Here is a 1,129-nt window from a genome sequence, read left to right as displayed (position 1 = left end):
GAAACGGGGGTGGGTACGGTCTCGGGCGCGGCGGTGGTGTGGCCGGGGTGAATCTGCTCGCGTTGCGCAGTCACAACGGGGCGCTGGTTCTGGATCTGCTGCGCAGGGCCGGGACGGCCGGGATAAGTCGGCTGGAGCTGGCCGACCGGACCGGGCTCACCCCGCAGGCCGTCAGCAAGATCACCGCTCGGTTGCGGGCGGACGGGTTGGTGACGGAGGCGGGGTACCGGGCGTCCACCGGTGGCAAGCCGCGCACCGTACTACGGCTCGTACCCGATGCCGGGCACGCGGTCGGCCTCCACCTCGACCGCGACGAGCTGACGGCCGTGCTCTGCGATCTGACCGGCGCGGTGGTCGCGCGGCGACGGGCGCCGTTGGATTTGGGGGCCGGGGCGGACAACGTGGTCGAGGGCGCGGCGCGTGAGGTGGAGGCGCTGTTGGCGGGAGCGAGCGAGGGGCGGGGGGCCGTCGCTGCCATCGGTGATGCGGCCGCCGCTTCCGTCGCTGCCGTCGGCGAGGCGGCCGTCGCGCCAGTCGGTGAGGCGGCTCCTCTGCTCCCCGTGCTCGGTGTCGGTGTCGCCCTGCCCGGGCCTCTCGATCATCTGCACGGTGTGCTGCATCGGGTCACCGGGTTTCCGGAGTGGGACGGGTTTCCCCTGCGGGCGGCGCTGGCGCGGCGGCTGGGGGTGCCGGTGGTGGTGGACAAGGACACCAACGCGGCGGCCCTGCGGCTCGCGGCGGACGCCGGCGCGCACGGATCCTTCGCCTACCTCCACCTCGGTACGGGGCTGGGTGCCGGGCTCGTGATCGACGGGACCGTCCACCGGGGTGCCCGGACCCGGGCCGGGGAGTTCGGGCACCAGGTCGTCCAGTTGGACGGGCCGATGTGCGAGTGCGGGAACCGGGGGTGCGTCGAGGCGCTGTGCCTCGCGGCGGTGGCGCGGGGGGACGTGGAGGAGGCGGCGCGGGTGCTCGGGACGGGGGCCGCGAACCTCGTGGGGCTCCTCGACATCGAGGTCGTGCTGTTGGGCGGGCGCACGATCGAGGCCCGGCCCGAGGTGTTCGTGCGGGGGGTCGGGTTCGTGCTCGACGAGTGGGCTCGGCTGCAGGGAGAGGATCCGGCCGTGCC

1 protein-coding gene is annotated in these 1,129 nt (G+C 74.5%); it reads left to right on the top strand.

Going from position 1 to position 1,129, the window contains the following annotated elements:
- Positions 1-38 precede the first annotated feature (38 nt).
- Positions 39-1,129, top strand: a 1,091-nt coding sequence (locus tag P1P70_RS44930) for an ROK family transcriptional regulator (RefSeq protein WP_319248301.1), incomplete at its 3' end; no start/stop codon positions are given.

It is taken from the genome of Streptomyces sp. MB09-02B (assembly GCF_033794485.1).
In the GTDB taxonomy this organism is placed as follows: Bacteria; Actinomycetota; Actinomycetes; order Streptomycetales; family Streptomycetaceae; genus Streptomyces.
Note: the sequence above shows the minus strand (reverse complement) of the source record. Positions and strands in the feature narration are given on the sequence as shown.